Source organism: Thermus thalpophilus (assembly GCF_022760915.1).
GTDB classification, from domain to species: Bacteria; Deinococcota; Deinococci; order Deinococcales; family Thermaceae; genus Thermus; species Thermus thalpophilus.
Window position 1 is genome coordinate 1 of the sequence record NZ_JAKTNS010000115.1, and the last position, 523, is coordinate 523.

General features: G+C 66.5%; 1 pseudogene. It reads right to left on the reverse strand.

Going from position 1 to position 523, the window contains the following annotated elements:
* Positions 1-78: 78 nt before the first annotated feature.
* Positions 79-523, reverse strand: a pseudogene (locus tag L0D17_RS13250) (IS4-like element ISTth2 family transposase); the annotation flags it as partial.

The window sequence follows — 523 nt, forward strand, 5'->3', positions numbered from 1 at the left end:
GGAGTGGTTCCCCCATTCTTATGCCTCCCGTCTCACATGTGTAGGGCCGGGTACATGTGGTGTGGGCCTGACCTCTCATCACTTTTCCCACCCCTGTACCAGTTGCTGAAGAAGACCTGTGAGCGTCCTCACCGCCACACTCCTCAGGGAGGGGGGCCCCTGGGTCAGAAGGAGGCGGGCTAGTCGGAAAAGGCTCTGCCGCTCCGGATGCGCCACCACCTTCGGCCACCACTCCCCGCCCCGCAAGGCGGCCCCCAACAGAACCAAGAGCACCATCCCTAGGAACAAAAGCCAAAGCCATCCCCTAAGGCTTCCCTCCGTCCTGAGCCCGTGCCGGTCCAGCCCAAACCCCCGCCCCTTCAGGTCCCGGAAGGCCAGATACCAGGGCTCCCGCTTCCCCTGGGCCAGGAAGAGCCCCACCTCCACCTCCCCCCCGCCCCGCCCAAAGAGACGAACCCGCTGGCGCTCGGGCCTGGGCACCTCCGGGTAGCGCTCCCCCAGGAGGAAGCGCTCCCCCGTTTCC